Origin of the sequence: Leisingera sp. MMG026, assembly GCF_021654205.1 — a bacterium.
GTDB lineage: Bacteria > Pseudomonadota > Alphaproteobacteria > Rhodobacterales > Rhodobacteraceae > Leisingera.
The window spans coordinates 12,376-35,283 of sequence record NZ_JAKFZM010000002.1; the positions used below are offsets into that span (position 1 = coordinate 12,376).

Genomic DNA, 22,908 nt, shown 5'->3' on the forward strand with positions numbered 1-22,908 from the left:
GCCATTCTAGCGCCATGACAACAGAAACTGCGTTCTGCACGCTAAACTCACCGGACGATACGGCCCGATTGGCCGCACAGATCGCCGGGGCCCTGCGCCCCGGCGATTGCCTGTTGCTGGACGGGGTGATCGGTGCCGGTAAAACCCATTTCGCCCGCCATTTGATCCAATCGCTTATGGATGTGCCGGAGGACGTCCCTTCACCTACGTTTACTCTGGTGCAAACCTATGACGTGCCCGCCGGTGAGCTGTGGCACACCGACCTTTACCGGCTGTCGTCTCTGGATGAGCTGGAAGAACTGGGTCTGATCGAAGCGTTCGACAGCGCCATCTGCCTGGTCGAATGGCCCGACCGGCTGGCCGAACTGACCCCCGCCCACGCCATTCGCCTGAAACTGGCGCTGGATCCGGAACATGAAGACCGCCGCCGTCTGACGCTTAGCTGGAGCGACATGAAATGGCGGCCCCTGATGGAGCGCATCTGCGCATGACTGACCGCAACACCCTGTGCGAAAGATTTCTCTCAGCTACGTCTTATGGCGGCTGGCAACGCGGTCCGCTGGCCGGCGATGCCTCCAACCGGCGCTATGAACGGCTGACGGCTGACAATGGTAAGACCGTTGTGCTGATGGACGCGCCGCCGGAAAAGGGCGAAGATGTCCGCCCTTTCATCCGCATTGCCGAATACCTGCGGGCCCAAAGTCTCAGCGCCCCGGAGATCCTGGCACAGGACGTTGAGAATGGCTTTTTGCTGCTGGAAGACCTGGGTGATGACCTTTTCGCACGCGTCGTTCTTCAGAAACCGGCGCTGGAAATGGAACTCTATAAGGCGGCCACCGATGCGCTGGTTTCCTTGCATCACGCAGCGACGCCGGATCTGGAACCATATGGCCCGCGAATGATGGCAGAAATGGCCGGTCTGGCGCTGCTGAAATACCGCGACGGCATCCTCGGCGGCCATGATCCTGACTTGCAATCCAGGTTCGAGGATCAATTCGAAGACATCCTGCGTGAAACTGTCAAAGGCGATCCTGTTCTGGTTCAGCGTGACTACCACGCCGAAAACCTGCTGTGGCTGCCGGACCGCAACGGGGTGGCGCGCGTCGGTTTGCTGGACTTTCAGGACGCCCGCGCCGGCCATTGCGCATATGATCTGGTGTCGCTGCTGCAGGATGCCCGCCGCGACGTGCCGGCCGCCATCGAGATGCAGATGATTGATCGCTATATCTCTGCCACCGGAGTGGATGAGTCTGGTTTCCGCACCGCCTATACCGTTCTGGGCGTGCAGCGGAATCTTCGTATCCTCGGTGTCTTTGCCAGGCTCAGCCTGGAGTACGGCAAACCTCATTATGTGGACTTGATCCCGCGGGTGTGGGACCATTTCATTCGCGGGCTGGAGCATCCTGCGCTGGCTCCGGTTGCGGATCTGTTGCGTGAAGGCCTGCCGCCCCCAACCCCGGGCAATCTGGATAGGCTGAGGCCCTGATGCAGCGCGTTCCTGATGCCGTCATGCTGTTTGCCGCTGGATTTGGAACCCGGATGCGGGAGCTGACCCGCGACAAGCCGAAACCGATGATCAAAGTCTCAGGACGGCCACTGATCGCCCATGCGCTGGAGCTTGCCCAAGCCATCCGGCCAGCCCGGATAGTAGCAAACCTGCATTACAAGCCTGAGCCGTTAAGGACCTTTTTAGAGCCAAAAGATGTACGCATCAGTCTCGAATCCCCCGAGATTCTCGATACTGGCGGCGGTCTGCGCCAGGCTTTGCCGCTGTTGGGAGACGGGCCGGTTTTCACCATGAATACCGACGCCATATGGAAGGGCCCGAACCCATTGAGTTTGGCCCTGCAGGCATGGGACCCGGACCGCATGGACGCACTGCTGGTCTGTGTGCCGCTGGAACGTGCAGCGGGCCGCACCGGTGGCGGGGATTTCTCGGCGGATGCCGACGGCCGCATCAGCCGTGGCGGAAAGTTAGTCTATGGCGGGGTTCAGATCCTGAAGACCGGCGGCTTGGATCAGGTAAAGGAACAAGCGTTTTCACTGAATCTCCTTTGGAACCAGATGGCCGCTCAAGGCCGGTTGTTTGCTCTGGAATATCCTGGCCGCTGGTGCGATGTGGGCCATCCAGAGGGGATCACACTGGCCGAGGATCTGGTAGCCGCAGATGATGTTTGAACCTTCCGCAAAACCGCGCGTCTTCGCCCTGCCCTGCGGTGTCGACTTCCCGCATGCACTGACCGACGGGCTGCGCATCCGCGGCCAGGACCAGCCGCCCGAGGCATTGGCGAAGGTTGAACTGATCATCAACACCTCCCGCATGGCGCGGCGTGTCCGCAGCTTGTTCGACAATGGCCCCGCCCTGCTGCTGCCGCGCATGCTGCTGCTGACTGATCTGGCAAAACGCGCCACACTGGACGGGCTGCCGCCCGCTTTGCCACCGCTGCGGCGGCGGCTGGAACTGTCTCAATTGATCGCAAAACTATTGGATGCGCAGCCCGACCTGGCCTCCAGGGCGTCGCTCTATGACTTGTCCGACAGTCTTGCCGCGCTGATCGACGAGATGCAGGGCGAAGGCGTCAGTACCGATGCGATCCGCGATCTGGATGTTGCGGACATGTCCGGTCACTGGGCGCGGGCGCAGGCTTTTATCGGAATCGCCGATGAGTTCACTGGGCTGCATGAAGGTGCGATGGATGCCCAGGCGCGGCAGCGGCAGGTGGTGCTGAACCTGATCGGGCAATGGCAGGAGAACCCGCCACCGCATCCAGTGATCCTGGCCGGCTCCACCGGCTCGCGCGGGACGACACTGATGCTGATGCAGGCCATCGCCCGGCTGCCGCAAGGCGCGGTGGTGCTTCCCGGCTTTGACTTTGACCAGCCGGATCATGTTTGGGACAGGCTGGATGATCCGATGATCTCGGAGGATCATCCACAGTACCGGTTCCACAAATTGTTGAAAGACTTGGAACTTTCACCTGGCGACGTGCAGCGCTGGACTGATGCACCGCCAGTCTCTTGTGAACGCAACCAGCTGGTTTCTCTTGCCTTGCGTCCAGCCCCGGTGACCGATGCCTGGATGAGCGAAGGACCAAATCTGTCTGGTCTGAAACCGGCCACAGATAACGTTACCCTGATCGAGGCCCCCTCCCCCCGCGCCGAAGCGCTCGCCATTGCTCTTCGACTGCGCCAAGCGGCGGAAGAAGGCCAAACCGCCGCGCTTATTACTCCGGACCGGATGCTGACCCGCCAGGTCTCGGCAGCGCTGGACCGCTGGGATATCCTTCCTGACGATTCTGCCGGCCAGCCCCTGCAGCTGTCGCCGCCGGGCCGTTTCCTGCGCCATGTGGCAGGTCTGTTCTGCAAACCGCTGGCATGCGACAGCCTGCTGACACTGCTGAAACACCCGCTGACCCACGATGGCGCGGACCGTGGCAATCACCTGCGCCAAACCCGCGAGCTTGAACTGTCCCTGCGCCGAAACGGTCCGCCTTTCCCCGATGCCGCAGCCTTTGCCGGATTTGAACAGGGACGCAATCTGACCCCAGGCTGGACGTCCTGGCTCAGCGCCTGTTTCGCAGATCAGCAGATCGCAGGCACCCTTCCCTTGACTGATTGGGTCCGGCGGCTGCGTGAGCAAGCTGAACATATCGCTGCCGGCAGCCGATCAGACGGCGGCAGTACGTTGTGGGACAAGAAGGCTGGTCAGGCCGCGCGCTCTTGCATTGAAAACCTGGAAGCCGAAGCCCCCTATGGCGGCGACATGTCCGCCCGCGATTTTGCCGATCTGCTGGGTGCGCTGCTAAGCCAGGGCGAGGTGCGCGACCGCGATGCGCCCTATGGTTCAATCATGATCTGGGGCACGCTGGAGGCCCGGGTGCAGGGCGCTGATCTGGTGATCCTTGGCGGCCTTAACGAGGGCAGCTGGCCAGAAGCTGCCAGCCCCGATCCCTGGCTGAACCGGCAACTGCGCAACCAGGCCCGCCTCTTGCTGCCCGAACGCCGCATCGGCCTGTCAGCGCATGACTTTCAACAGGCCATCGCTGCACCCGAAGTCTGGCTGACGCGCGCCGAACGCTCGGAAGAAGCAGATACCGTGCCTTCGCGCTGGCTGAACCGGCTGACCAACCTCTTGTCCGGGCTGCCGGATCAGGGCGGCCGGGATGCGCTGGAAGCTATGCGGACGAAGGGCCGACGGTGGCTCGGCCGGGCAGAGACTCTGGAGCAGCCGACACCGATCCCGCAAGTGCCGCGCCCCTCGCCGAGGCCACCGGTTACCGCCCGCCCGCGCCGGCTCACAATCACGGAAATCCCCCGCTTGATCCGCGACCCTTATGCGATTTATGCCAAGCACGTACTGCGGCTGAAGCCTCTGAATCCGCTGGTGCAAGAGCCGGACGCCTTGCTGCGCGGTATTGTGGTGCATGAGGTGTTTGAGCAGTTCATCAAGGAAGCCCAAACGGATCCTTCCTTGCTGACTGCCGGTCACCTGATCGACAAAACCCGCCGGCTGCTGGAAAGCCACGTCCCCTGGCCGGTTGCACGCATTCTGTGGCACAGCCGCATCCGCAAGATCGCCGGAGACTTTGTGCTGGCGGAGCGGGAACGCCAGGCCCGTGCCAAACCGGTCGCCTTTGAGGCCACAGGCAGCACCCGGCTGGACCCTCTGGATTTTACCATCGCCTGCCGCGCCGACCGGATCGACATGGACGACCGCGGGTTTCTGCATCTTTATGATTACAAAACCGGCGCGCCGCCCTCGGAATCGCAGCAAAAGAAGTTCGAAAAGCAACTGCTGATCGAAGCCGCCATGGCCGAGCAAGGCGCCTTTGATGGCCTTGGCCCGGCAGAAGTGGCCCGCGCCCTGTTCATCGGGCTTGGATCCAGCATGAAAGAAGTGCGTGCGCCGCTGGAAGAAGAACCGCCGGCCAAAGTGTGGGACGAGCTGCACACTCTGATCGGGGCCTATTTCGAGCCTGAACAAGGCTATTCGAGCCGCCGCATGGTGTATCGCGACGATATCGCCGGCGACTATGACCACCTGGCGCGTTACGGCGAATGGGATCGCAGCGCTACGCCGCAGCCGGAGAACTTGTCATGACCATCCGCGACGCCGCCTCCGAGGCGCAGTTCCGCGCCGCCCGTCCCGATGCCTCTACCTGGCTGGCGGCCAATGCAGGTTCTGGCAAGACCAAAGTTCTGACCGACCGGGTGGCGCGGCTCTTGCTGAAGGGCGTGCAGCCGCAGCACATCCTGTGTCTCACCTATACCAAGGCCGCCGCCAGCGAGATGCAGAACCGGCTGTTCAAACGGTTGGGCGAATGGGCGATGCTGAGGGATCCGGCGCTGATCGCCGCACTGACGGAGCTGGGCGAGGTCAACACCGGCGCCGGCGACCTGGCACAGGCCCGCACCCTGTTTGCCCGCGCGATTGAGACGCCAGGCGGGTTGAAAATCCAGACCATCCACTCCTTCTGCGCCTCGCTTCTGCGCCGTTTCCCGCTGGAGGCCGGCGTCAGCCCGCAATTTTCAGAGATGGACGACCGATCGGGCCAGCTGTTGCGTGCGGAAATCATGGAGGATTTTGCCCAAGGGTCCGAGGCACCTCTGGTCGGCTCACTGGCGCGCCATGTCAGCGACAGCGATTTCGAGACCCTGACATCCTCCATCTGCCAGCGCCGCGCCGATTTCGGCCAGCCGTTGGGTTGGGAAGGGCTGCTGGAGCTGTTTGAGCTGCCTGAAGGTTTTGACGAAGCCGCACTGGAAGCCTTGGTGTATTTAGGCGGCGAGGAAGAACTGCTGCAGCGTACCCGCCAGATGCTGGGGCAGGGCGGTGCGACCGATCAAAAGGCAGCTGCAAAGCTGACAGGCATAACCAAGCCGGCACTTGCCGACTTGAGCACGCTGGAAAGCATCTTCCTTACCGGCGCCAGCGCCAAAGAGCCGTTCACCGCCAAAATCGATAAATTCCCAACCAAAAAGCTACGCGAATCGCATCTTTCACTTATGGACCAGCTGGAACCGCTGATGCTGCGGGTCGAAGATGCCCGCACCAAACGCCTGGCCCTGGCTGCCGCACGTAAAAGCCATGATCTGCATCGCTTTGCCGCCGCCTTCCTGCCGGAGTATGAGCACCGCAAACAGCTGCGTGGCTGGCTCGACTTTGACGACCTGATCCTGAAGGCCCGGCAATTGCTGAACGATCCGGGCGTTGCAGCCTGGGTGCTGTACCGGCTGGATGGCGGCATCGACCACATTCTGGTGGACGAGGCACAGGATACCAGCCCGGTGCAATGGGACGTGATTGAGAAGCTGGCGCAGGAATTCACTGCCGGCGTTGGTGCGCGCTCGGATGTCGAACGCACGATCTTTGTGGTCGGCGACAAGAAACAGTCGATCTATTCCTTTCAGGGCGCCGATCCGGATGCCTTTGACCGGATGCAGCAGGAATTCGGGCACCGGCTGGCGGAAACCGGGGCAGGGCTGCAGGATGCCTCGCTCGATTTCTCTTTCCGCTCTTCTGCTGCGATCCTGAAACTGGTGGATCTCGTATTCCGGGACAGCCCGCGCGCAGGTTTTCGCCAGGACGCACTGCACCGGGCTTTCAAATCCGACCTGCCGGGCCGGGTGGATCTTTGGCCAGTGGTCGGGAAGGTCGAGGATGACGAGGATCCGGACTGGACCAGCCCCGTTGACCGGCCCAGCAGCCGCCATCACACAGTGATCCTGGCGGAACGCATCGCCCAGTCGATCAAACAAATGATCGGCACCGGCGTCACAATCCCTGAGGACGGCACCGAACGCGGCACCTTCCAGCGCAGGCCGGTTCAGGCAGGTGATTTCCTGATTCTGGTGCAGCGCCGGTCTGATCTGTTCTCTGAGATCATCCGTGCCTGCAAGAAGGCCGAACTGCCCATTGCCGGCGCCGACCGGTTGAAAGTAGGTGCCGAACTGGCGGTAAAGGACATCGCAGCGCTGTTGCGGTTCCTGGCCCTTCCCGAGGACTCTTTGTCGCTGGCGGAAGCACTGAAGTCGCCGCTGTTCGGCTGGAACGAACAAGCGCTGTTCGACCTCGCCCACCGGCGTGAGGCAATGTACCTATGGCCGGCGCTGCGCGAGCGGGCAGGGGCGTTCCCCGAAACCATGGCCGTGCTGGACGACCTGCGCGCCAATGCTGATTTCCTGCGCCCCTATGATCTGATCGAACGCATCCTGACACGCCACAGCGGCCGCCAGAAACTGCTGGGCCGGCTGGGGCCGGAAGCCGAGGACGGCATCAACGCGCTGCTGTCGCAGGCACTGGCTTATGAGCGCACCGATGTGCCGAGTCTTACCGGGTTCCTGGTCTGGATGCAGACCGACGATCTCGAAATCAAACGCCAGATGGGTGCCGCCGGCAATATGATCCGGGTGATGTCAGTGCATGGCTCCAAAGGCCTGGAAGCGCCTATTGTGATCCTGCCGGATACAGCCAAACGCCAAGCGCCGCGCGATGCTGAAATCATGCTGGCAAATGGCACCCCGGTCTGGAAGCTGCCCAAAGACCAGATGCCAGCCACTATGCTGGCTGCCCGTGAAGCCGCGCAGGACAAACTTCAAAATGAACGGTTACGCCTGTTGTATGTGGCTCTAACCCGGGCAGAAAAGTGGCTGATCGTCGCCGCAGCCGGCGACACCGGTGAGCAGAACGACAGTTGGTACCGTATGTCGGAACGTGCACTGCGGGACGGCGGAGCGGTGGAATTTAAAACCGAAGGCGGCACCGGGTTACGTCTGCAACACGGTGATTGGGACGGGCTGCCGCTGATTGAAACGGCTGCGCAAGCTGTTGAGAAACACATCTTGCCTGAAGTCTTTACCCGGCTGGCCAGACCTTACGCAGCACCGGCTCCCGCGCTCAGCCCTTCGGATTTGGGCGGGGCCAAGGCATTGCCGGGGGATCAGGGCTTGGACGAGGAGGCCGCTAAAGCCCGCGGCAGCAGGCTGCACCTGCTGTTGGAGCATCTGCCCGGCCGATCCGAAGGGGATTGGCCGGAGCTAGCAAAAAACCTTCTGCAAGATGCAGAAGACAGCGGCGAACTTCTGGCCGAAGCCTCAGCCGTTCTCAAAAACGCTGATTTGATTCATATTTTCAAGCCGGACACTCTGGCCGAGGTGCCTATTACCGCAGATTTGCATGGTTCGCGCCTGCATGGGGTGATCGACAGACTGATTGTAACCCCGGAAAAAGTCCTGGCAGTGGATTTCAAATCCAACGCAACTGTACCCGAAACGCCTGAAAAATGCCCCGAAGGCCTGCTGCGGCAGATGGGCGCTTATGCCCATGCGCTTGCACAGGTTTATCCGGATCGCGCCATTGAAACCGCGTTGCTTTGGACCAGCAATGCAACCCTGATGCCGCTGCCGCACGAGCTTGTGACAGGCGCGCTTCTGCGGCGGATGGAACCTTGACGATCAGTTAAGCCGTACCTAGGTTCCAACTCCAGTTGCCACACACTCATGGAGACATGCATATGTCCACCGTAGCCGTCACCGACGCCACTTTTGACGCCGAAGTCAAGAACTCCGACATCCCCGTTGTGGTGGATTTCTGGGCTGAGTGGTGCGGTCCCTGTAAGCAGATTGGCCCCGCTTTGGAAGAGCTTGCCGCAGAATTCGGCGGCAAGGTGAAAATTGCCAAGGTCGATGTCGACAACAACCCGAACTCCGCCGCCGCCATGGGTGTGCGCGGAATTCCGGCGCTGTTTATCTTCAAGGACGGCCAAGTGGTTTCGAACCGTGCCGGCGCCGCCCCCAAAGCTGCGCTGCAAAGCTGGATCGAAGACTCGATCTGAGCCTGATCCTTTTGCGGATTTCAGAGGGTTGTCCCCGCGGGGACAGCCCTTTTCTTTTGCACGCATACGCTGGTGTATCTGCGGACGGTAAACTGGCTCTTTCCATTGCCTCCATTGCCTGTAACGGTCCGGCCCGGAACAGATACAGGAGGCACTATGGCCAAGACCCGGGTATTGGTGGAATTCGGCATGGGCACATCGCTCAGGCGCGAAGATTACACCGAAGCTGCCCGCCGCGCGATCAAGGACGCGCTGTGGCACAACTCCGTCAGCATGGCGGAACTGTTTGATTTCCAGAAAGAAGACATGATCATCGACGCAGAGATCGGCGTTCAGAAACCCGAAGCCGTGGACAAGGATGCGCTGCTGGAGATTTTCCCCTATGGCCAGCCCAGCATCCGGGTTGTGAAGGGTGGTCTCAATATCGAAAAGCCCCACGGCGGCTGCACGGTAATCGCCAATGCGGCCGTGATTGTGTCCTTTGACATGGAGGCAGCGAAATGACCGAAAAACGCATCATCCTGGAAATGGGCACCGGGAATGACCTGTATGGCCAGGATTACACCAAGGCCGCCCGCCGTGCGGTGCAGGACGCGTTGCACCATTCGTCGATCACCCTGTTTGCTAAGCTCGGGATTGATCACGGCGAAATGCGGGTGGACGTGACAATCGGTGTGCAGCAGCCGGAAGCAGTAGATTGCGATCTGGTGGCCCAGGATTTGCCGCGGGGCCGCGCCAGTGTGCGCGCCGTGATGGGCGGGCTGGATGTAGAGGATGCAGAAGCCGGAACACGTCACGTGGTCGCCACGGCTGCGATCGAGGCCTGGCTGCCGGATCAGGCTGGCAAGTATAAAACCAGCATCCAAAAATGAACAAAGCCGCCCGATAACGGGCGGCTCATTCAAAACTGCTGATCATCTGATATCAGATATTGGCGATATCAGCACGGTTCATGCCGATGTCTTCCAGCTGAGCGTCCGACAACCGGGCCAAAGCCTTGCGGGTTTCACGGCTCTCGTTCCATTCCACGAGAGCAGTTTTCACGTTGATCAATGTGTCGACCACGCGGAGAACGGTGACTGCTCCGAGCGGCGCATAGATGTTTGCGGTAGTCATAGCGCTAATCCTTCTGAGAAACAGCCGACCCTGTGCCGGTTGTGAGCCCCATTTAGGATGTGCAGCTGAGTCTCACAATTGCCGGTTCATCAGCCCCGGAATGCAATTTCTGCATAGCAGTGAACAGCCCTGCAGCTGCTGCCTGGCAGTGGACTTTGCGCGTTCTCTTGTGCCGGCGCTGGGATGGTTCCATATAGAGGGCAATAAAGCGGAGGCACAAATGGCAGACGATCAATTCCCCGGCTGGCACGGCACCACCATCATCGGCGTGAAGAAGGATGGCCAGGTTGTCATCGCCGGCGACGGCCAGGTGTCGCTGGGACAGACGGTGATCAAAGGCACAGCCCGCAAGGTGCGCCGCCTGTCCCCGGGCGGGTTTGACGTGGTGGCGGGATTTGCCGGATCAACAGCCGATGCATTCACCCTGCTGGAGCGGCTGGAAGCCAAGCTCGAGGCCACTCCAGGCCAACTGGCGCGGGCAAGCGTGGAACTGGCCAAGGACTGGCGCACCGATAAATACCTGCAGAAACTGGAGGCCATGCTGATCGTCACCGATGGTGCCGACATGTTCGTGATCACCGGTGCCGGCGACGTGCTGGAGCCTGAGCACAACGTGGCTGCCATCGGCTCCGGCGGCAATTTTGCCCTGGCAGCAGCACGCGGCATGATGGACAGCGGCAAATCCGCCGAAGCTGTGGCCCGCGATGCCATGGCCATCGCTGCTGAAATCTGCGTTTACACCAATGGCAACCTCACAGTTGAGAGCATAGGCCAGGAAAGCTGATATGACCCAGATAGATCAAATTGATCTGCGGGCTGCTGTAGGGTCCGGCTTGCTGACCGAGGCCCAAGCTGCCTCGCTTCTGGCTTTGGCGCACAGCCGCAGAGGCGCACGGGAGAATCTGGCGCCTGGCGATGAACCCTTTGAACTGTTCAAGGGGTTCAATGAAATCTTCATTGTGATCGGGCTGTTAATCCTGGCTTCTGGCTGGATGGCCTTCACAGCGGTTGATCTGGCCGGGTCAATCGGCGGCTATCAGGACAAGGCCGTCTATTCGGCCATCGCCGGTGCAGCCGTGCTTTGGATGCTGTCTGAATACTTCATCCGCCGCCGCCGGATGGTGGCACCCGCGATCGCACTCTCGCTTCTGTGGGCCGGCAACGCCGGTACCGGTTTTTCTGCTGGCTACTCCCAGCCCTTCATGATCGCGCAAAACGATTTTTCGAGCCTGCCGTTGCCATTTGCGCTGGCAACCGTTGCCATTGCTGTTTTCTGGCTGCGCTTTCGCGTTCCTTTTGCCATGGCACTGATCGCCTTGGGTATCTTTGTTCTCGCCCTCTTATCAGGATCGATACAGGCAGGCACTCCTGCCGGCATCAGCGACCTTTTCCTGCTGTCGGCCAGCGGGCCGTTTGCCTGGATCACGCTGGCCGTCGGATTTGCTGTATTTACTGCAGCCATGGCCTTTGATCTCAGCGATCCGCACAGGGTAACCAGGCGCTCGGCCCAAGGTTTCTGGCTGCACGTCGTTGCGGCGCCGGCCCTGGTGAATACTATTGCGCTCAGCTTGCTGGACGCCGGCACCGCAGGTTCCAACATGCTGCTGCTCGGTGTGCTGCTGCTGTTTGCCATGATCGCAATCATCATTGACCGGCGTTCGTTCCTGATTGCCGCAATCGGCTATAGCGTTACCCTTGCAGGAACTGTTTTCAACGGTGAAGGCACCGCCATTACGATCCTGGCGCTCGGCGTGTTCCTGGTCGCTCTGGGGGCTTTCTGGAGCCATATCCGTGCTGCGCTGCTCTCCCTCTTGTCTAGCGTGCTGCCGCTTGACCGGCTGCCGCCATCCCACTGAAACGGAAGTACCAATGACTGATCTGACCCCACGCGAAATCGTTTCTGAGCTGGACCGTTTCATCATCGGCCAGAAAGAAGCCAAACGTGCCGTTGCCGTGGCCCTGCGCAGCCGCTGGCGGCGCAAGCAGCTGGCTGATGACCTGCGGGATGAGGTATACCCGAAGAACATCCTGATGATCGGCCCAACCGGTGTTGGCAAAACTGAAATTTCCCGTCGTCTCGCCAAGCTGGCACGCGCGCCCTTCATCAAGATTGAGGCGACCAAGTTCACTGAGGTCGGATATGTGGGCCGCGATGTGGAGCAGATCATCCGGGATCTGGCAGACAGCGCCATCGCCCAGACCCGCGAATTCATGCGCGAGGACGTGAAAGCCAACGCCCAGAAAGCCGCCGAGAACCGGGTGCTGGAAGCCATTGCCGGCTCAGACGCGCGCGAAGCCACCCGCGAAATGTTCCGCAAGAAGCTGAAATCCGGCGAACTCGACGACACCGTGATCGAACTGGATGTTGCAGACACCTCCAACCCGATGGGCAATATGTTCGAAATTCCCGGCCAGCCCGGCGGCAATATGGGTGCGCTGAACCTGGGTGACCTGTTCGGCAAGGCGATGGGCGGACGCACCACCCGCAAAAAGATGACCGTTTCCGAAAGTTATGAGGTGCTGATCAGCGAAGAGGCAGACAAGCTGCTGGACGATGAAACCGTCACCCGCATCGCGCTGGAGTCGGTGGAACAGAACGGCATCGTTTTTCTGGACGAAATCGACAAAGTCTGCGCCCGCCAGGAGACCCGCGGCGGCGACGTCAGCCGCGAAGGCGTGCAGCGCGATCTGCTGCCGCTGATCGAAGGCACCACCGTCAGCACCAAACACGGACCGGTCAAGACCGACCACATCCTGTTCATTGCCTCCGGCGCGTTCCATATTGCCAAGCCCTCGGACCTGCTGCCGGAGCTGCAGGGCCGTCTGCCGATCCGGGTAAGCCTGCGGGCGCTGACCGAAGCGGATTTCGTGCGTATCCTGACCGAGACCGACAACGCATTGACCCTCCAGTATACTGCATTGATGGGCACGGAAGAGGTTGAGGTGACCTTTACCGAAGACGGTATCGCCGCGTTGGCCAAGATTGCCGCCGAAGTAAACCAGACCGTGGAAAACATCGGCGCCCGGCGGCTGTACACGGTGATGGAGCGGGTCTTTGAGGAGCTGTCATTTACAGCGCCGGACCGCTCGGGCGAAGCGGTCACTGTGGACGCAAGTTTTGTGAAGAAAAATCTGGGCGAGCTTGGCCGCTCAGCTGATGTCAGCCGTTACGTACTCTAAATTGCCAAAGAACGTTGCGGCCACTGGACTTTGGCGGCAGGTGGAGTAGCCTGCCGCCAATTGATTGAGGTGAACATTATGCACGGGCTGCGCCTGATTTCCGGTGTGATCATGGTCCTTCTGGCGGCCTGTACTGACAGATCCTTTACACCAACAGTTCCTGAGGCGTTGGAACTGGGCAGTCCCAAGACCATTTTCGCAGCCACAAACCGCGAACCGCTGCCGGACGGCACCTTTGGGTCAGAGCGCACCGATGGAGTGAGCCTGCTTGAACTCACGGTTTCAATCCCGCCGGATCATAAGCCCGGTTCGCTGAAGTTCGGCTACGCAAACCCGGACCCCTCCACTGAATTCACCATGGCAGGACGAAAGACGTTTGCAACAGAGGCAGCCTTTTCCGCCCGATTGCAGCAAGAGCTGGCAAAGTTCCCCAAACATGAGCGCGAAGTCACGGTTTTTGTTCACGGCTTCAATTCCACCCAGGCCGAGACCGCTTTCCGTGCTGCCCAGCTGACTCACGATATCAACGTCCCCGGCGCAACGGTTATTTACTCCTGGCCAAGCAAGGGCCGTCCGCTGGGCTATGCCTATGATGGCGACAGCGTGCTGTTTGCCCGCGACGGGCTGGAGACACTCCTGCGCAATCTGCGCGCGTCCGCGGTCGAACGGATTGTGGTTGTTGCCCATTCCATGGGCGGGCTGCTCACGATGGAAACCCTGCGCCAGATGGAGATCAAAACGCCTGGCTGGACAGCGCAGAACTTGGGCGGTGTCATCCTGATGTCACCCGATCTGGACGTCGACGTGTTCAAATCCCAGATGCAGAGATTCACGCAGGTGCCGCAGCCGTTCCTTATTTTCGTTTCACGAAAAGATAACGTCCTGACACTGTCACAGCGCCTGCGCGGCCTGAATGGCCGTGAAAGACTGGGAAATCTGGACAGTATTGACGCTGTCAGCGGTCTGCCGGTGGAAGTGATCGACACCACAGCCTTTGCAGATGAAGCGGAATCGCAGCATTTTGTGGCAGCCTCGTCGCCGGCGCTGATTGCCCTGTTGAACGGTGCGCGGGAAACCGCAGACACATTCACGCACAACCAGGACCTGCTGCAAAAGATTCTGCCGGGTCAGATTGTTATCCAGGACAGCACCATCAAGGTTGCACTGGAAAGCACGCCCGCGGACAACAGATAAGCGGCGTCAGCGGCTGCGTCTGAGATAAACGTAATAGGCGCCTTCACCGCCATGGCTGATATGGGCAGGGGTGACCTGCATCACGGCTTGCGCCAGCGGCGGCAGTGACAGCCATTGCGGCACCTTGTGGCGCAGCACCCCGCGCGGGACCGGCATCGGGCCTGGCTCATCGCGGTCCTTGCCCTTGCCGGTGATCACCAGCACCAGCCGCTTTCCGGAGGCCTGGGCAGACAGGATAAACCGGGTGAGGGCAGGGTGCGCCGAGTCGATCCTCATGCCGTGCAGGTCCAGCTTGCCTTCCGGCCTAAGTTTGCCGCGCTTCATACGGCGGAAGGATTTCTCATCCATCTGCACCGGATTGCCGGCCAGGCTGCGGGCAATCGAAGGCTTCAGATCGTGTTTCAGCGGTTTGGGCTTGGCGCGGCTTCCAATCTCAAACGGATCCAATCTCGGCTCAGGGTGCTTAACCGGTTTGGGTTTCGGCATCGGCGGAGCAGGGGGCGTGGAATGCGCGCCCGGATGTATACGTTCTGCGTGTTTAACGACCTTGTGCCAGAGGTCGATCTCATCTCCTGTCAGTTTCCGCCGTGTCATTCAAAGGTCTTCCGGCAGCATCGCATAGGCCCGCTGGATCGGCAGCAGAACCACCATCCGCCCAGGGTCTTTCATGGTTCCGGCGGTCTCGCCGGCCTCATCACCTGTGCCGACAAAAATATCAGCCCGCTGTGCGCCCTTTATTGCGGATCCGGTATCCTGCGCCACCATCAGGCGGCGCAGCGGCATATGCCCGTCCTTTTCCACCCAGACCGGCGCACCCAGCGGGGTGTATGCGGGATCGGCGGCAATGGTGCGCATTGGCGTGACCGAGCGGTTCATAGCGCCAAGCGGCCCTTTGGAGGCAGCCACTTTGCGCACTTCGCGAAAGAACACATAAGACGGATTGTGGAACAGCAGCTCCTTGCCGTCCGACGGGTTGCGCCGGACCCAGGATTTGATCACCTGGGCGCTGACCTGATGGGCGTTGTAGACACCGCGGCGCACCAACTCCTTGCCGATAGATTTATAAGTGTGGCCATTGGCTCCGCCATAGCCCACCCGGATCATAGAGCCATCCGGCAAACGGATCCGGCCAGAACCCTGGATCTGCAGAAAGAACAGCTCCACCGGGTCATCCACCCAGGCAATCTCCAACCCGCGGGATTCCATGACACCACTGGTCAGAATGTCCCGCCGGGGCAGCCACGAACCGGTGCCGCGTGCCTCGGGCGGCATCTTGTAGACGGGATAGCGAAACCGGCCTGTCGGGTAGCGGGAACCGTTCAGTTCCGGCTCAAAATAGCCGGTGAACAGAGCCTGATTGCCATCCTCAATCAGAACCGGGCGGAAGAAAAGTTCGAAAAACGCTCTCGCCCCCTCGGGGGTCTGCGACTGGGCTGCCTTGCACAAGGCAATCCAGTCGGGATCCTTTAAGTCTTTGCAGGTTCCCAGAAAAACCTGAAGTGCCTGAGCATGATCGTCTTTTGCCCAGCCATCCAGCTGAGCAAAGTCCAGGATGCTGGACACGGCTTCTGATTGCGCCCCGGAGGCGGTCATCGCGGCACCTGCGATTGCAGCTGCCCCAAGTACCCCCCGAAGCGCCGCAATCATGCGTCCGTCGCTACCAGCTGCCAATTGGGGTCATCGACGCCCATGTTGCGGGCAAAGACCCAGGTGTCCTTCTGACGCTTCACTGCCTTGGGGTCGCCTTCGACAATATCACCGCCGCGGTCGCGGACAACAGAGGTCATCTCACCAACAAAACGCATGGTGATCTCAGCGCGGCCCGTTTGTGTGTCGAGCGAGGCATCCGCCACGGTGGTTTCGCGCACGCCGATAAACTCAGCCTCGATCTTGAACCCTTGATCCTCACGCTGCGCAACGGCGTCTACAAAGCTCTCGAACACATCCTCGGCCAGGAACGGCTGGATGTCGTCCAGATTGCCATGCTCAAACCCCATCAGGATCATTTCATATGCACCGCGTGCACCCTGAACGAATTCCTGGACCTGAAAGGATGGCTCAACCCGCTTCATCGCAGCCAGGGCCTGGGCTTGCGGGCTGTCTTCGGCCACATAATCGGTGATGTCGCGGTCCGGGCCGCCTTCGATCACTTCCAGATCGGGGCGGCGGCTCCGCGCTTCGGATTGCGGCAGCGGTGGCTTTTCGAAACCTTCGCGTGTCCCAAGTACGCTTTTCAAGCGCAAGATCAGAAACACGGCGATACCGGCCAGAACCAAAAGCTGAATCACAGGCGACTCCATGGATACCTCATGCTAGGCGTTCGTGCTTTGTTTGAAACCAAAGCGGTCAGACCTTATGTAGGTGACGGGCGGGGGCAAGTCTACCGCCCGGGTGTATGATCGCAAGGAAACCCGCATGTATCTCTTCCTGGCTTTTCTGATGGTTCCCATCATTGAAATCGCTTTGTTTATTCAAGTCGGGGGCGCCATCGGGCTGTGGCCGACTCTGGCTATCGTGGTTCTGACCGCCGTGATGGGCACCTGGCTGGTGAAAACCCAGGGCCGCATGGCGATGGGGCAGCTGCGGTCGTCGTTTCAGAAAATGTCCGATCCGGCTGAACCTTTGGCCCACGGGGCTATGATCCTGTTCGCCGGCGCGCTGCTGCTGACCCCTGGATTCTTTACCGACGCCTTTGGCTTTGCCCTGCTGATACCGCCGGTGCGGCTGGCAGTTTACCGCTACATTCGGGCCCGAGTAACAGTGGCGCAGTTCCAGATGGGGCCCGGCAGCATGCAGGGCCGCAACTACCCTGGAACCGCCGGCAAGCCGGATGATATCATTGACGGAGATTATGAAGATGTGACCCAAGGTGAACGTCCAAACACCCCGTCAGGCTGGGTTGACGGCCCCCGTTGAGCTACCCGGACCAAGCTGCTAAGCACGGTCAAAAGCAAATTTTCAGGAGTATCCCGATGGCCGAAAACGGCGAAGCCCAGCAGCAGCCGCAAGTCCAGATGAACGTTCTGGGCCAGTTCATCCGCGACATGTCGTTTGAAAACGTGATGGCGCAAAAAGGCACCGGCGGCGACGTGCAACCCGATGTAAGCGTTCAGGTGAACCTGGATGCGAAAAAACGTTCGGCCGAGAACCAGTATGAAGTTGTCACCAAACTGACTGTTGAATCCAAGAACAAGGAAGGCGGCGAAGTCCTGTTTGTTCTGGAACTGGAATATGTCGGCGTGTTCAACATCGCCGGCGTGCCGGAAGACCAGCTGCATCCGTTCCTGCTGATCGAATGCCCGCGCATGACCTTCCCGTTCCTGCGCCGCATCGTGTCGGACGTCACCCGCGACGGCGGCTTCCCGCCGCTGAACCTGGACAACATTGATTTTGTGGCGATCTATCGCAACGAACTGGCCCGCCGTCAGACCGAAGCGGCAGCAGCGGCCCCTACCCAATAAAGTTTCTGATATTCGGAATAGAAAACGCCGCTGGGTTTCAGCGGCGTTTTTCATTTGCGGATCTGGCCCCGATCAGGAGACGTTCCACAAAGCCTCTTCACCCAGCTTTGCCACGAACTCCTCATGCGCTGCCAGCTCCTCTGCGGTGATCCGCTGGGGCAATGCCGAGGGGCGAGGGGCAGGGCGCCAGTCATCTTCCACCTTTGCAGTGCCGGAAGCCGACTGTGCAGACAGGCCAAAATCCGGCTGGCGGCCGCCGATCAGCTCCAGATAAACATCGGCGAGGATTTCAGAGTCGAGCAGTGCCCCGTGCAGGGTGCGGTTGGCATTGTCGATATTGAAGCGCCGGCACAGCGCGTCCAGCGTCGCCGGCGAGCCGGGAAACCGCTTGCGCGCTATCGCCAGCGTGTCGAGCGCCTGATCCATCGGCAGTGTTGGCAGGCCCATCCAGCCCAACTCGGCGTTCAGAAACTTCATGTCAAAGCTGGCGTTATGAATGACCAGTTTTGAGTCCTGCACGAAATCCAGGAAACTCTGCCCAACCTTGGCAAAAACCGGTTTGTCCCGCAGCGTCACCGCGCCGGGTTGAGGCTTTTGCGGCGGCTCCAGCAGGTCTGGACCGATGCCGTGAACCGAAAACGCCTCGGCCGGCATCATCCGTTCCGGATTGATATACTCATGGTACGTCTTGCCGGTGGGCATGTGGTTAAACAGCTCTACCGCACCGATTTCAACAATCCGGTCGCCGGAGAACGGGTCAAACCCGGTGGTTTCGGTATCAAGAACGATTTCACGCATTGACCTGTTTGCTCCTGATATCTGCGAGGATTGCTGCCACCTGCGCCTGGGCGTGTTCCAGCGTGTCCGTTTCGATCACGTAATCGGCGCGGGCGCGTTTTTCCTCAATCGGCATCTGCTTTTGCAGGATATGCTCGAATTGCTCAACCGTCATCGTTCCCCGGGCAAGAACCCGTTCTTTTTGTGTCTCTGCATCCACGAACACGCAGGCCACTGCGTCCATTTCTGCATCACCACCCGTTTCAAACAGCAGTGGAATGTCAAAGACCAGGATATCGTTTTGCGCTTCTTTGCGGAACTCTGCCCGGTCCTGTGCGACAAGCGGATGCACAATAGCTTCGATATGCTTCAGTGCATCAGGGTTTTCCCCGATGATACGTTTCAACACAGCACGGTTTACCGCGTCATCCCCGATCGCATCAGGAAAAGCTGTCTTCATTGCCTGAACCGCTGCGCCTCCGGCGCTGTAAAGCCGATGCACGGCTGCATCTGCATCCCAAACCGCACAATCCCCGGCGGCGAACAGCTTGGCAGTTGTACTTTTGCCCATTCCGATAGAGCCGGTAAGGCCGAGGCTGAAGCTCATCTTAAAGCCGCCGCCCGCGTTGCGGCATCCACATCGGGGCGGTGTCCGAACCAGCGTTCGAACCCTGGCACCGCCTGATGCAACAGCATGCCCAGCCCATCAACCACAGTGCAGCCAGCATCTTCAGCCGTCTGCAGCAAGTTGGTTTTCAACGGCGCATAGATCAGATCAGTCACAACCGCATTCGACTGCAATCCATCCATTGGAACACGCAGACGCGGTTTACCGACCATTCCCAAAGAGGTGGTGTTCACAATCAGCGCACCCTCCTCGATGACATTGCCGGCCTGTACCCATTCGACCACCCGTACACGGTTGCCGAATTCCGAATGCAACTGGTCAGCCCGGCCGCGGGTGCGGTTGGTCAGCAGGATCTCCGGCACTCCGGCTTCCAGCAGTGAGGCAACAACCGCGCGGCAGGCGCCGCCAGCACCCAACAGAACTGCTGGGCCGGATTGCGGATCCCAATCCGGCGCTCCCTGATGCAGATTGGTGATGAAGCCGTAGCCGTCAGTATTGTCAGCCAGGATTGTTCCATCCCTGCGAAAGATCAGCGTGTTAGCAGCGCCGATCAATTTAGCCCGGTCTGTGACCTTGTCCGCAATCTCCATCACCGCTTCTTTGTGCGGAATGGTGACATTTGCACCAACAAACCCCATTTTAGGCATCAGCCGGACGGTCTCGGCCAGATCATCAGGTTCCACATGCATCGGCACATAGTGGCCGGAAATACCATAGGTGTTCAGCCAGTGACGGTGCAGCTGCGGGGACTTGGAGTGTCCAACCGGACAGCCGATCACGCCGGCGAGCGGGACTTTTGCTATTGTCATTGCTCGATTACCCCTTGCAAACCCAAGTAACTGATAAGCTCCATCAGCGGCAAGCCCAAGACATTAAAGTAGCTGCCGTCAATGCTGGCAAACAGCCGCACACCTTCTTCCTCCAGCTTGTATGCACCCACCGCATGGCGGATGCTTTGCCAGTTCCGGGCGACATAATCCTCGAGATATGCATCGGTGCATTTCCGCATGACCAGACGGACTTGTCCGACATGGCGCCAGATGGGCTCACCGTCGCGGTAAATCACGGCGGCAGACAACAGCATGTGCCGTTTGCCCCGCATCTCCTTCAACTGAGCCACCGCTTCATCGGCACTGACAGGTTTCGAAAGAAGCCTTCCTTCGAAATCAAGAACCTGATCACATCCCAACACAAGCTTTCCGGGACGCTTGCCGCTGATCTTGCGTGCCTTGGCTTCTGCCAGTGCATCGGCGACATCGCGCGGAAGTGCCTTTTCGGCCAAGAGCGCGGACTTGATCGCCTGCTCGTCCAGACGCGGGACATCGGTTTCAAATTCTATCCCGGCCTGGCGCAGCAGTTGCGCCCGGATTTCGGAACCTGAAGCCAGCACTATGTGGGCAGTCATGTGGAAAACCCCGTGGGAAAGAAGCAGACGGTTTCAGGACGTTTTGTATGGTTTTCCGCGGTTAAGTAAAGACTCCAGGGCTTGACGCAAATTCCGGGATTCAATTCGCTGAGTCGTCCTTTGTGGGGCAGGATAACTTTATTTTCGTGGATATGCCGGCTCTCCCCGGATCATCCCGGCGTTATCCCCAAGCATCGAAGAGCGAACACAGCATGAATGCACCTTATTTCTAAGGTGTTAAAAAAACTTCATGCCTCCTGTCCCGTCCCATCTGGAATCTTATCCCTGCTGGGGATAAGCGGAGGAGGATTCACTTATCCACCGGAATCCATGCACACTACAAAAACATCATCCTTCTAATATATCTTTAATTATTAGGGTGATCAGATCTGACCGGGGAGAACTGCCCATGGACCTGAGCGACCTGATGTTCACGCTCTACCCGTATGCCAAATCACTGCACATCATGGCTGTGCTAAGCTGGATGGCAGGGCTATTCTATCTCCCCCGTTTGTTCGTGTATCATGTGGAGCAGGCAGAGAAGGTCCAGGACACAGTGCCGATCTTTCTGCAAATGGAAGAGAAGCTCCTCCGGATCATCATGCGCCCCGCAATGTACGTATCTTGGGCCGCAGGGCTGTTTATTGTGCTGACTCCAGGGATTGTTGACTGGACCTATGTTTGGCCGTGGAGCAAGGGCGTATCCGTGATCGCCATGACGTGGTTCCACCATTGGCTGCTGTTCCGCTATCGCGACTTTTCTGCAGGGAAGAACAGACTGTCGGGCCGGCAGTTCCGAATGATGAACGAAGTGCCAACCGTCCTGATGGTGGTGATTGTTGTCTCGGTGATCTTCAAATTCTAACGCAGAGGCGCGGCAAGGGGCCTGGCAACCCCGGAATGCCTGCAGCCGGCGTTTGACTCATCTGAAACGAGTCCCTATGTATGGCACTCAACGGGCCCGTCCGGGCCACCGTGTTTTCCAATCCTGTCGTGTGACCACCCCCTGAGTAAGCGGGGGAGTAGAGGCCGTATCTATATGACCGTGCAATCCCTGAATCTGTCTGATCTCAAGGCAAAAAGCCCCAAGTCTCTGCTGGCTATGGCCGAGGAGCTGGAGATCGAAAACGCCTCGACAATGCGCAAGGGCGAGATGATGTTCCAGATCCTGCGTGAACGCGCGGATGAGGGCTGGGATATCAGCGGTGACGGCGTGCTCGAAGTGTTGCAGGACGGTTTTGGTTTCCTGCGGTCGCCTGAGGCTAACTATTTGCCGGGACCGGACGACATTTACGTGTCACCCGACATGATCCGCCAATACTCTCTTCGTACCGGCGACACTGTTGACGGCCAAATCAAGGCACCGCTGGAGACAGAGCGCTACTTCGCGCTGACCAACGTTACCTCGATCAACTTTCAGGAGCCTGAGAAGGCACGCCACAAAATCGCCTTTGACAACCTCACGCCGCTGTATCCGGATGAACGGCTGAAGATGGAAGTCGAGGATCCCACCATCAAGGATCGCTCGGCGCGGGTGATCGACCTGGTGGCACCGATCGGCAAAGGCCAGCGGTCGCTGATCGTGGCGCCGCCGCGGACTGGTAAAACGGTGATCCTGCAGAACATCGCGCATTCGATCGAGAAGAACCATCCTGAGTGTTATCTGATCGTGCTGCTGATCGACGAGCGCCCGGAAGAGGTGACGGACATGCAGCGTTCGGTGAAAGGCGAAGTAGTATCTTCTACCTTTGATGAACCTGCCACACGCCATGTAGCGGTGTCCGAAATGGTCATCGAAAAAGCCAAACGTCTTGTAGAGCACAAACGAGATGTTGTTATCCTTCTGGACTCAATCACAAGACTTGGTAGAGCTTTTAACACTGTTGTGCCTTCGTCAGGCAAAGTTTTGACCGGTGGTGTTGATGCAAACGCGCTGCAGCGGCCCAAGCGGTTCTTTGGCGCTGCCCGGAACATCGAAGAGGGTGGCTCGCTGACCATCATCGCCACCGCGCTGATCGATACCGGCTCGCGTATGGACGAAGTGATTTTCGAAGAATTCAAAGGCACCGGTAACTCGGAAATCGTTCTGGACCGTAAGATTGCGGATAAACGGGTGTTCCCTGCCATCGACATCCTCAAGTCCGGTACCCGGAAAGAGGAGCTTTTGGTCGACAAGATCGATTTGGCCAAAACCTTTGTACTGCGCCGCATTCTGAATCCGATGGGAACCACAGATGCGATTGAGTTCCTGTTGTCCAAGCTGAAGCAGACAAAGTCGAACACCGAGTTCTTCGACTCGATGAACACCTGATC

24 protein-coding genes are annotated in these 22,908 nt (G+C 59.4%); 16 read left to right on the top strand and 8 right to left on the bottom strand.

Annotation, left to right across the window (positions count from 1 at the left end):
* The first annotated feature begins 14 nt into the window (after positions 1–14).
* From tsaE to L1069_RS01495, 8 genes are all read left to right on the top strand, one after another.
* Positions 15–491, top strand: a complete 477-nt coding sequence (tsaE, locus tag L1069_RS01460; protein ID WP_237454543.1) for a tRNA (adenosine(37)-N6)-threonylcarbamoyltransferase complex ATPase subunit type 1 TsaE — start codon at positions 15–17, stop codon at positions 489–491.
* Positions 488–1,486, top strand: a complete 999-nt coding sequence (locus tag L1069_RS01465) for a phosphotransferase (RefSeq protein WP_237454544.1) — start codon at positions 488–490, stop codon at positions 1,484–1,486. Before tsaE ends, L1069_RS01465 begins: the two co-directional genes overlap by 4 nt.
* Positions 1,486–2,178 (top strand): nucleotidyltransferase family protein, encoded by a 693-nt coding sequence (locus L1069_RS01470; protein ID WP_237454545.1) that lies wholly within the window; start codon positions 1,486–1,488, stop codon positions 2,176–2,178. The genes L1069_RS01465 and L1069_RS01470 overlap by 1 nt, the downstream gene beginning before the upstream one ends.
* Positions 2,168–5,101: a double-strand break repair protein AddB gene (gene addB / locus L1069_RS01475; protein WP_237454546.1), complete on the top strand. Its 2,934-nt coding sequence runs from the start codon at positions 2,168–2,170 to the stop codon at positions 5,099–5,101. The genes L1069_RS01470 and addB overlap by 11 nt, the downstream gene beginning before the upstream one ends.
* Positions 5,098–8,451: a double-strand break repair helicase AddA gene (addA, locus tag L1069_RS01480; RefSeq protein WP_237454547.1), complete on the top strand. Its 3,354-nt coding sequence runs from the start codon at positions 5,098–5,100 to the stop codon at positions 8,449–8,451. The genes addB and addA overlap by 4 nt, the downstream gene beginning before the upstream one ends.
* 62 nt (positions 8,452–8,513) lie before the next feature.
* The gene (trxA, locus tag L1069_RS01485; RefSeq protein WP_027256960.1) at positions 8,514–8,834 is read left to right on the top strand and encodes a thioredoxin; all 321 of its coding nucleotides are present in this window, start codon (positions 8,514–8,516) and stop codon (positions 8,832–8,834) included.
* 156 nt (positions 8,835–8,990) lie between these two features.
* Positions 8,991–9,338 (top strand): Lin0512 family protein, encoded by a 348-nt coding sequence (locus L1069_RS01490; RefSeq protein WP_237454548.1) that lies wholly within the window; start codon positions 8,991–8,993, stop codon positions 9,336–9,338.
* Complete coding sequence (locus L1069_RS01495; protein ID WP_237454549.1) at positions 9,335–9,706, top strand: Lin0512 family protein; 372 nt, start codon at positions 9,335–9,337, stop codon at positions 9,704–9,706. The genes L1069_RS01490 and L1069_RS01495 overlap by 4 nt, the downstream gene beginning before the upstream one ends.
* Before the next feature lie 52 nt (positions 9,707–9,758).
* On the opposite strand, the gene L1069_RS01500 is transcribed toward L1069_RS01495, so the two are convergent.
* Entirely contained in the window at positions 9,759–9,950 is a 192-nt protein-coding gene (locus L1069_RS01500; RefSeq protein WP_129372677.1) for a DUF1127 domain-containing protein, read from the bottom strand.
* A 220-nt stretch (positions 9,951–10,170) separates the two neighbouring features.
* Between L1069_RS01500 and hslV the strand changes: the two genes are divergently transcribed.
* From hslV to L1069_RS01520, 4 genes are all read left to right on the top strand, one after another.
* Complete coding sequence (gene hslV, locus L1069_RS01505; RefSeq protein WP_129372676.1) at positions 10,171–10,734, top strand: ATP-dependent protease subunit HslV; 564 nt, start codon at positions 10,171–10,173, stop codon at positions 10,732–10,734.
* Between the two features lies 1 nt (position 10,735).
* On the top strand, positions 10,736–11,806 hold the full coding sequence (locus L1069_RS01510) for a hypothetical protein (protein ID WP_237454550.1): 1,071 nt from the start codon (positions 10,736–10,738) through the stop codon (positions 11,804–11,806).
* A 13-nt stretch (positions 11,807–11,819) separates the two neighbouring features.
* A complete protein-coding gene (hslU, locus tag L1069_RS01515; RefSeq protein WP_129372674.1) occupies positions 11,820–13,130 on the top strand; it encodes an ATP-dependent protease ATPase subunit HslU in 1,311 nt (436 codons plus the stop codon).
* 78 nt (positions 13,131–13,208) lie between these two features.
* The gene (locus L1069_RS01520) at positions 13,209–14,324 is read left to right on the top strand and encodes an alpha/beta fold hydrolase (RefSeq protein ID WP_237454551.1); all 1,116 of its coding nucleotides are present in this window, start codon (positions 13,209–13,211) and stop codon (positions 14,322–14,324) included.
* A 6-nt stretch (positions 14,325–14,330) separates the two neighbouring features.
* On the opposite strand, the gene L1069_RS01525 is transcribed toward L1069_RS01520, so the two are convergent.
* The 3 genes from L1069_RS01525 to L1069_RS01535 are packed head-to-tail and all read right to left on the bottom strand — an operon-like array spanning position 14,331 to position 16,624.
* Positions 14,331–14,918: a Smr/MutS family protein gene (locus tag L1069_RS01525; RefSeq protein ID WP_129372673.1), complete on the bottom strand. Its 588-nt coding sequence runs from the start codon at positions 14,916–14,918 to the stop codon at positions 14,331–14,333.
* Positions 14,919–15,971, bottom strand: coding sequence for a murein transglycosylase A (locus tag L1069_RS01530; RefSeq protein ID WP_237454552.1), 1,053 nt, complete (start codon positions 15,969–15,971; stop codon positions 14,919–14,921).
* Positions 15,968–16,624 carry a Tim44/TimA family putative adaptor protein gene (locus L1069_RS01535; protein ID WP_134831055.1) on the bottom strand — a complete coding sequence of 219 codons (657 nt, stop codon included), beginning with the start codon at positions 16,622–16,624 and terminating at the stop codon, positions 15,968–15,970. Before L1069_RS01535 ends, L1069_RS01530 begins: the two co-directional genes overlap by 4 nt.
* Before the next feature lie 115 nt (positions 16,625–16,739).
* On the opposite strand from L1069_RS01535, the gene L1069_RS01540 reads away from it, so the two are divergent.
* Positions 16,740–17,240, top strand: coding sequence for an FxsA family protein (locus L1069_RS01540; protein WP_129372670.1), 501 nt, complete (start codon positions 16,740–16,742; stop codon positions 17,238–17,240).
* Positions 17,241–17,296: 56 nt separating this feature from the next.
* Positions 17,297–17,785, top strand: a complete 489-nt coding sequence (secB, locus tag L1069_RS01545; protein WP_134831056.1) for a protein-export chaperone SecB — start codon at positions 17,297–17,299, stop codon at positions 17,783–17,785.
* Positions 17,786–17,857: 72 nt separating this feature from the next.
* Here the strand turns inward: secB and dnaQ are convergent, their stop codons facing one another.
* The 4 genes from dnaQ to L1069_RS01565 are packed head-to-tail and all read right to left on the bottom strand — an operon-like array spanning position 17,858 to position 20,595.
* Positions 17,858–18,583 carry a DNA polymerase III subunit epsilon gene (gene dnaQ, locus L1069_RS01550; RefSeq protein WP_237454553.1) on the bottom strand — a complete coding sequence of 242 codons (726 nt, stop codon included), beginning with the start codon at positions 18,581–18,583 and terminating at the stop codon, positions 17,858–17,860.
* Positions 18,576–19,169 carry a dephospho-CoA kinase gene (gene coaE, locus L1069_RS01555; RefSeq protein WP_134831058.1) on the bottom strand — a complete coding sequence of 198 codons (594 nt, stop codon included), beginning with the start codon at positions 19,167–19,169 and terminating at the stop codon, positions 18,576–18,578. The genes dnaQ and coaE overlap by 8 nt, the downstream gene beginning before the upstream one ends.
* Entirely contained in the window at positions 19,166–19,999 is an 834-nt protein-coding gene (locus tag L1069_RS01560; protein WP_237454554.1) for a shikimate dehydrogenase, read from the bottom strand. The genes coaE and L1069_RS01560 overlap by 4 nt, the downstream gene beginning before the upstream one ends.
* Positions 19,996–20,595 carry a nucleoside triphosphate pyrophosphatase gene (locus L1069_RS01565; RefSeq protein ID WP_129372665.1) on the bottom strand — a complete coding sequence of 200 codons (600 nt, stop codon included), beginning with the start codon at positions 20,593–20,595 and terminating at the stop codon, positions 19,996–19,998. The genes L1069_RS01560 and L1069_RS01565 overlap by 4 nt, the downstream gene beginning before the upstream one ends.
* Positions 20,596–21,004: 409 nt before the next feature.
* On the opposite strand from L1069_RS01565, the gene L1069_RS01570 reads away from it, so the two are divergent.
* Complete coding sequence (locus tag L1069_RS01570; RefSeq protein WP_134831061.1) at positions 21,005–21,460, top strand: CopD family protein; 456 nt, start codon at positions 21,005–21,007, stop codon at positions 21,458–21,460.
* A 174-nt stretch (positions 21,461–21,634) separates the two neighbouring features.
* A complete protein-coding gene (gene rho / locus L1069_RS01575) occupies positions 21,635–22,906 on the top strand; it encodes a transcription termination factor Rho (protein WP_129372663.1) in 1,272 nt (423 codons plus the stop codon).
* The last annotated feature ends 2 nt before the right edge of the window (positions 22,907–22,908 follow it).